Raw genomic sequence first — 6945 nt, forward strand, 5'->3', positions numbered from 1 at the left:
GCCGGCGCCCCCTCACCGGCGGGGCCGCCCCGGCCGGAGCCGCCGGCGCCGGACCCGTCGTCGTCGGCCGCCCCGCCGCGCGGCCGCGGCACCGAGCCGTCCCGGGCGGCTCCGGCCCCGGTGCCACCGACCGGTGCGCAGTCCGTGCCCGCCGCCGCGATCGAGCAGCGCGTGGCACCGCCCTCCACGGTGGGTCGCGGCGATGCCGGTGCTGCGGTCAGGGGCCGCTCGCCGGCCGTACGCGCTGGCGCGTCGGTCGGGGAGCGGTCGGCGGTGGTCTGGTCGAGCGTGGTCATCGGCACGGGCCCTTCGGGGTACGGTCCGGATGATCCTCCCGCACCCTGCGACCAGCTCCAAGCGCCTTTCCGTCCGCTGCGGGCGAGGACGCCGTCCCGGCCCGCCCGCACGGCACCGTGACGGCACGTCAGGCGTCGGTCGGACGGGCCGGGACGGCAGGGGCCGGCTCCGGGCGTCGGCCGCCGGAGGCGGGGTCCGGGGCTCAGGCCCCGGGTGCGACGAAGCCCTTGAGCTCGGTCAGGACGACGTTGGCCGCGGCCACACCGAGGCCGAGGAACCAGGTCTCGTCGGAGACCGGCCGGGCCTGGCCGGACTTGACCGCGCCGAGGGTCTTCCAGAGCGCGCCGCCGAGGACCGCGTCCTGGTTGGTGGAGCTGGGCGAGCCGTAGACGCCGTAGAAGATCCAGTCGGCGTCGGCCTTGTCGATCTGCTCGGGGCTGATCTCCACCGCGAGTTCCTTGACCTGCTCGATCCCGGGCTGCGGCAGCCCGATGTCACCGAGGATGGTGCCGATGAAGGACAGCTCCGCGTACAGCCGGATCTTGCCGGGCATGAAGCGCAGCGGCGTGATCGTGGGCCGCTTGTCGCCGAGACCGGAGCCGATCGCGGCGGCGGCGGCCTGGTAGGCGTCCAGCTGGGCCCTGGCCTCCGCCTCCAGGCCGAACGGGCTCGCGTTGAGCAGGAAGTTCTGCTTCCAGGGGTAGCCGGGGCGCAGCGAGAAGACGGTCGGGGCGATCTTCGAGAGCTGTGCGTACTGGTCCTGGGCGCGCAGCTGGCTGCCGAGGATCAGGTCGGGCTTGAGCTCGGCGATGGCCTCCAGGTTGAGGCTGTTGATGGTGCCCACGGCGGCGGGGCTGCCGGCCTTGGCCTTGAGGTAGGACGGCATGGTCTTGGAACCGTCGGTGTGGACCACGCCGACCGGCTGGATGCCGAGCGAGACGACGTTGTCGAGCTCGCCGGTGTCCAGTACGACGACCCGGACGGGCTTGGCGGGGACGACCGTCTCGCCCATCGCGTGGCGGACGGTCCGCGGGTAGACGCCGGGGGCGGCGTCGGTGCCGAAGCTCTTCATCTTCTCGATCACGGTGGCGTAGTCGTCGCCGCCCTGCTTGACCGACTTCTGGTCCGGGGAGGAGCCGCCGGACGGCTTCGCACCGCCCCCTGCCGCGCCGCCGCCCGAGCCGTCTCCGGAGCCCCCGGAGCTGCCGCAGGCGGTGAGCAGCCCGCCGAGGCCGAGCACGGCGCTGCCGGTGAGGCCCACGGTGAGCAGCTTCCGGCGGGAGGGGCGGGGGACGACGGTCTGGTTGCCGGAGGTGGGGGCCACGCGGCGCTCCTTCGAGGTCGGGGGGATTAGGTGAGGCAAACCTATCCGAAGGTCCCGATTCCTCCCGCTCGAATCCCTTTCGGGCGGCGGCAGAACATCTCAAACCGTGACATAAGCGGCAAATCAATTCGATAACAACCCTTAGAAATAAAGGTACACGCCCCTGTGCCCCATGTATCGGTCGGCATCGGATGCCACGCCCTGGTGAATCGAAGGGAGTGGCTCAGATCACCAGGGGTTGGCCTACTCAACCTTCGGTACCCCCACCTAGGGTGCGCTGGTGGTCGATCAGCAGCTCTCAGAGCACGGAAGCAGCGGACGGGCAACGGCGCCCACCGCTCCGCAGGGTGCCCCGGTCAGTGGCGCCAGTGGTGGAGCCCCCGATCCGGGGGCGGCGGGGGCAACGGGGGACAAGGGCCTACGGGGCAACTCGGTCGGCCTGCTGGGCAGCGTGGTCCTGGGCATCTCGACGGTCGCCCCGGTCTACTGCCTCACGGCGACGCTCGGTCCCACCGTGACCGCCGTCGGCGTCCAGATGCCCGCGGTGTTCCTGGCCGGCTTCCTGCCGATGCTGCTCGTCGCGTTCGCGTACAAGGAGCTGAACAAGGACTTCCCGGACTGCGGAACGTCCTTCACCTGGACGGTCAAGGCCTTCGGCCCGCGGGTCGGCTGGATGGCCGGCTGGGGCCTGACGGTGGCCACCATCATCGTGCTCTCCAACCTGGCCGGCGTGGCGACCGACTTCCTCTACCTGATGCTCGGCGAGATGACCGGCAACAGCGCGGTCGCGGAGCTGAACGACAACAAGGCCGTCCACCTGCTCACGGTGGTCGTCCTGATCGCCGCCGCCACCGCGATGAGCTACCGGGGCATGACCGCCACCAAGTGGTTCCAGTACAGCCTGGTCGGCCTCCAGCTCGCGGTGCTGCTCCTCTTCGCCGGCATCGCCGTCGGCAAGGCCGCGGCCGGTGACCTGCCGGACTCGATCGGCTTCTCCGCCTCCTGGCTCAACCCGCTGGAAGTCAGTTCGTTCAGCGCGTTCACCGCGGGCCTCTCGCTGTCGATCTTCATGTACTGGGGCTGGGACACCTGCCTCACCATGAACGAGGAGACCAGCGGCAGCGCCAAGACCCCGGGCCGGGCCGCGATGATCTCGATGGTGACCCTGGTCGGCTCGTACCTGCTGGTCGCGATCGCCTCCCAGATGTTCGCCGGCGTCGGCGCCGCCGGTACCGGTCTGGGCAACCCGGACACCGCCGACAACGTCTTCGCCGCCCTGGCCCGCCCGGTGCTCGGCTCGCCGTGGAGCATCCTGCTGTTCCTCGCCGTCGTCGCCAGTGCGGCCGCGAGCCTGCAGACCACGTTCATCCCGGTCGCCCGCACCCTGCTGGCCATGAGCGCCTACCGGGCCGTCCCGCCGCGCTTCGGCACCGTCCACCCGCGCTTCCGCACCCCCGGCTACGCCACGGTCGCCGCCGGCGTCGCCACCGCGGCCTTCTACGTCGGCATGAGCGTGATCAGCGAGAACGTCGTCCAGGACACCATCCTGGCCCTCGGCCTGATGATCTGCTTCTACTACGCGCTGACCGCCTTCGCCTGCGTCTGGTACTTCCGCCGCTCGCTCCGCAACGGTCCGCGCGACCTCCTGGTCAAGGGGGTCGCCCCGCTGCTCGGCGGCGTGCTGCTCGCCGCCGTCTTCCTGCAGACCCTCACCGACGCCTGGGACCCGGAGTACGGCAGCGGCGCCGTGTTCGGCATCGGCTCGGTGTTCGTCATCGGCGTCGGCATCCTGCTGCTCGGCGCGGTGCTGATGTTCTCGTACGGCGCGTACCGGCCGGAGTTCTTCCGCGGCGAGACGCTGCGCAAGGACACGCCCGCCCTCGTCGTGGAGGACTGACGCTATCCTCGAACGCATGAAGCGCTTCGCAGGTCTCGACTGGTGGCCGTCCTAGGACGGCCACCAGCCACGCCTGACCAGGGCCGTCCGGGATGGACGGCCCTGTCGCGTTTCTCCGACGGGACGGGCCCGGAGCCCCGGACGGCCGCATCACGCCGTACCGAGGAGAAACCCCGTGACCACCACCGTTTCCGCCGCCGTTCCCGCCGCCCAAGGCCCCGCCCCCGCGCCCGGACTCGACCCCGACCCCGACGGGAGCACCGGCCGCGACCCGGGCGCCCACCGCGTCCTGACCGGTGACCGCCCCACCGGCCCGCTCCACCTCGGCCACTACTTCGGCACCCTGCGCAACCGGGTCCGCCTCCAGCGCCGGGGCGCCGAGATGTTCGTCGTCATCGCCGACTACCAGGTCATCACCGACCGGGACACCGCCGACCGGCTCGGCGAGCACACCGAGAACCTCGTCCTCGACTACCTCGCCACCGGCCTCGACCCCGAGCGCGCCACGATCTTCGCGCACAGCGCGGTCCCCGCCCTGAACCAACTGCTGCTGCCGTTCCTCAGCCTGGTCAGCGTCGCCGAGCTGAGCCGCAACCCCACGGTCAAGGACGAGATCGCGCACTCCGACCAGTCCGCCGTCAACGGGCTCATGTTCACCTACCCCGTCCACCAGGCCGCCGACATCCTCTTCTGCAAGGCCGACCTCGTCCCCGTCGGACAGGACCAGCTGCCCCACCTGGAGGTCGCCCGCACCGTCGCCCGCCGCTTCAACGAGCGCTACCCGCACGCCGACGGCAGCGCCGTCTTCCCCACGCCCCGCCCCCTCCTCTCCGACACCCCGCTGCTGCTCGGCACCGACGGCGGCAAGATGAGCAAGAGCCGCGGCAACGCCGTCCCGCTCTCCGCCGACGAGGACACCACCGCCCGCCTGATCAAGGGAGCCCGGACCGACGCCGACCGCCGGATCACCTACGACCCGGTCACCCGCCCCGGGGTCTCGGGCCTCGTCCTGCTCGCCGCCCTCTGCCGGGACCGGGCACCGGAGGAGATCGCCGAGGAGATCGGCGACGGCGGCGCCGCCGCGCTCAAGCGCACCGTGACCGAGGCCGTCAACGAACACCTCCGCCCGATCCGCGCCCGCCGCGCCGCGCTCGCCGCCGACCGCGGCCACCTCCGGCAGGTCCTTCGTGACGGCGCCGAGCGCGCCAATGCCGTCGCCGACGCCACCCTCGACGAGGTCAGGACCGTGATGGGGTCGGTGTGAAGGTGTGAGGGCATAACCTCTCGGGGTGGCTCCGCCGGGGCCGCCCCGAGAGCACGTCACCCTCCCCGCCCCCACCCCGGAAGGAGCCAGGCCGTGGACCAGTTCCCGACCACGCCGGGCCGAGGCCTGACCCGTCCGCCGCAGCTCCGCCCCGGGGACCACGTCGTGGTGGTCGCCCCCAGCGGCCCCGTCGATCCGCAGCGGCTCACCGCCGGCAGCGCACTCCTGCGGTCCTGGGGGCTGCGGGTCACCGTCGCGCCGCACGTCCTCGACACCCACCCCGTCCTCGGTCACCTCGCCGGCACCGACGCCGACCGCGCCGCCGACCTGCAGAACGCCTGGCTCGACCCCACCGTCGACGCCGTCATCTGCGCCCGAGGCGGCTACGGGGTCCACCGCATCGTCGACCTGCTGGACTGGGAGGCCATGCGGGCCGTCCGGCCCAAGGTGCTGATCGGCTTCAGCGACGTCACCTCCCTGCACGAGGCCTTCGCCCGGCGCCTCGGCCTCGCCACCCTCTACGGGCCGATGAGCGCCACGGCCTCCTTCATCACCGACGGCCCGACCGCCGAGCACCTGCGCCGCACCCTCTTCGACCCCGCGGCCACCACGGTCGTCACCACCCCCGGCGCCGGTCCGCTCGTTCCGGGCCGGGCCCGCGGCATCACCGCGGGCGGCTGCACCCACGTGCTCGCCGCCGAGCGCGGCACGCCCGCCGCCCGCCCCTCGTTCGCCGGGAACATCCTGATCCTGGAGGACGTCAACGAGCACCCCTACCAGCTGGACCGGATCCTCACCCAGTTCCTGCGCTCGGGTGCCTTCGAGGGCGTCGCCGGAATCGCCCTCGGCTCCTGGGAGGGCTGCGGACCGCTCGACCGCGTCCGCGACGTCATGCTCGACCGGCTCGGCCCGCTGGGCGTACCGGTCCTCTGGGAGCTGGGCTTCGGCCACTGCCCGTCGACCCTGACGGTCCCCCTCGGCGTGCCCGCGCTGCTCGACGCCGATACCGGCACGCTCACCCTGGAACTGCCCGCCCTCGCCGAACGGCCGCCCCTCGACCGCTGACGCCGAGGAAGGCGGAGACTGCGCCACGGACGGGTGAGTAGGGTGCGCCCATGAACGCGGACAGCCCCACAGCGGACAGCCTCACCGCTCTCGCCCTCGGCCTCCTGCACGGTCCGGGCAGTCACCCGCGCGCCATCCTCGGACTGTCCGGCCCGCCCGGTGCCGGCAAGTCCACCCTGGCCCGGCACCTGGTCGCCGAGGTCGAACGCCGCGAGGGTCCGGGCAGCGCGGCCTACCTCCCGCTCGACGGTTTCCACCTCTCCGGCGCCCAGCTCGACCGCCTGGGCCTGGGCCACCGCAAGGGAGCGCCGGCCACCTTCGACGCCCACGGGTACGTCGCCCTGCTGCGCCGGGTCACCACCGAGCGCTTCCAGGACATCTACGTCCCCGACTTCGACCGCGGCCTGGACGAGCCGGTGGCGGCCCGCCACGTCGTCCGACCGCACACCCGCCTGGTCGTCACCGAGGGGAACTACCTCGCCGCCGGCGACCACCCCTGGCCGGAGGCCCGCGGGCTGCTCCACGAACTCTGGTACGTGGACACCGACGACGCCGAGCGCGAGCGGCGTCTCCTCGACCGCCACCGCGACGCCGGCCGCGACGAGGCCGCCGCCCGCCACTGGGTCACCACCAACGACCACCCCAACGGCGAGTACGTGAAGACGGGGCGTCCGCTCTGCACACGCGTCGTCCGGGGGACGGGTTTGCCTTCGGAGCAGATCGGGCGTAGTGTTCTCTAGTCGCTCGGCAGGGAGAACCGGACACGCGTCAGCGCGGACGGTCCCGGAGTGGCCAATCCTCTGAAACACCACCTCTTCCTGATTCGGGCCGAGGCGTGTCGTCTTTGTTTCGATGCGTTCCGGCCAGGGTTTATTAGGCGTGCCCATTTCTGGGGATTGCGGCCGGATTCGCTTTTCGGAGCGGGGTTCGGCTAGAGTTTGAAACGTCGGACGGGGCGTCAAGCCGCAGAAGACACCAGCGAGTTGGATGAACGAAGCGCCGGAAACGGAGCGGAAAACATCTGGTAAGCTGGAAACACGAAAGAACGAAGCGCCCGGAGGGCCGGTGTGAAAACCGCCTGAAGGAAGTGTCCGTTCC

Annotated in this window: 5 protein-coding genes and 1 pseudogene; 4 read left to right on the top strand and 2 right to left on the bottom strand. The window is 71.9% G+C overall.

Annotated features, from left to right (window positions below; genetic code table 11):
* Together ABZY91_RS40820 and ABZY91_RS40825 are read right to left on the bottom strand one after the other, a co-directional pair.
* Positions 1–296 (bottom strand): annotated as a pseudogene (locus ABZY91_RS40820) (hypothetical protein); the annotation flags it as partial.
* 203 nt (positions 297–499) lie between these two features.
* The gene (locus ABZY91_RS40825; protein WP_355409170.1) at positions 500–1621 is read right to left on the bottom strand and encodes an iron-siderophore ABC transporter substrate-binding protein; all 1122 of its coding nucleotides are present in this window, start codon (positions 1619–1621) and stop codon (positions 500–502) included.
* A 451-nt stretch (positions 1622–2072) separates the two neighbouring features.
* On the opposite strand from ABZY91_RS40825, the gene ABZY91_RS40830 reads away from it, so the two are divergent.
* The 4 genes from ABZY91_RS40830 to ABZY91_RS40845 all read left to right on the top strand — a co-directional run bounded on the left by ABZY91_RS40830 (position 2073) and on the right by ABZY91_RS40845 (position 6587).
* Positions 2073–3518: an APC family permease gene (locus tag ABZY91_RS40830; RefSeq protein WP_355409176.1), complete on the top strand. Its 1446-nt coding sequence runs from the start codon at positions 2073–2075 to the stop codon at positions 3516–3518.
* Positions 3519–3693: 175 nt separating this feature from the next.
* Complete coding sequence (gene trpS, locus ABZY91_RS40835) at positions 3694–4782, top strand: tryptophan--tRNA ligase (protein WP_355409172.1); 1089 nt, start codon at positions 3694–3696, stop codon at positions 4780–4782.
* Between the two features lie 93 nt (positions 4783–4875).
* Positions 4876–5847 (top strand): LD-carboxypeptidase, encoded by a 972-nt coding sequence (locus tag ABZY91_RS40840; protein ID WP_355409174.1) that lies wholly within the window; start codon positions 4876–4878, stop codon positions 5845–5847.
* Between the two features lie 50 nt (positions 5848–5897).
* Entirely contained in the window at positions 5898–6587 is a 690-nt protein-coding gene (locus tag ABZY91_RS40845; protein WP_329883741.1) for a nucleoside/nucleotide kinase family protein, read from the top strand.
* Positions 6588–6945: the final 358 nt, after the last annotated feature.

This window comes from Kitasatospora sp. NPDC002965 (genome assembly GCF_040611255.1).
Classification (GTDB): domain Bacteria; phylum Actinomycetota; class Actinomycetes; order Streptomycetales; family Streptomycetaceae; genus Kitasatospora.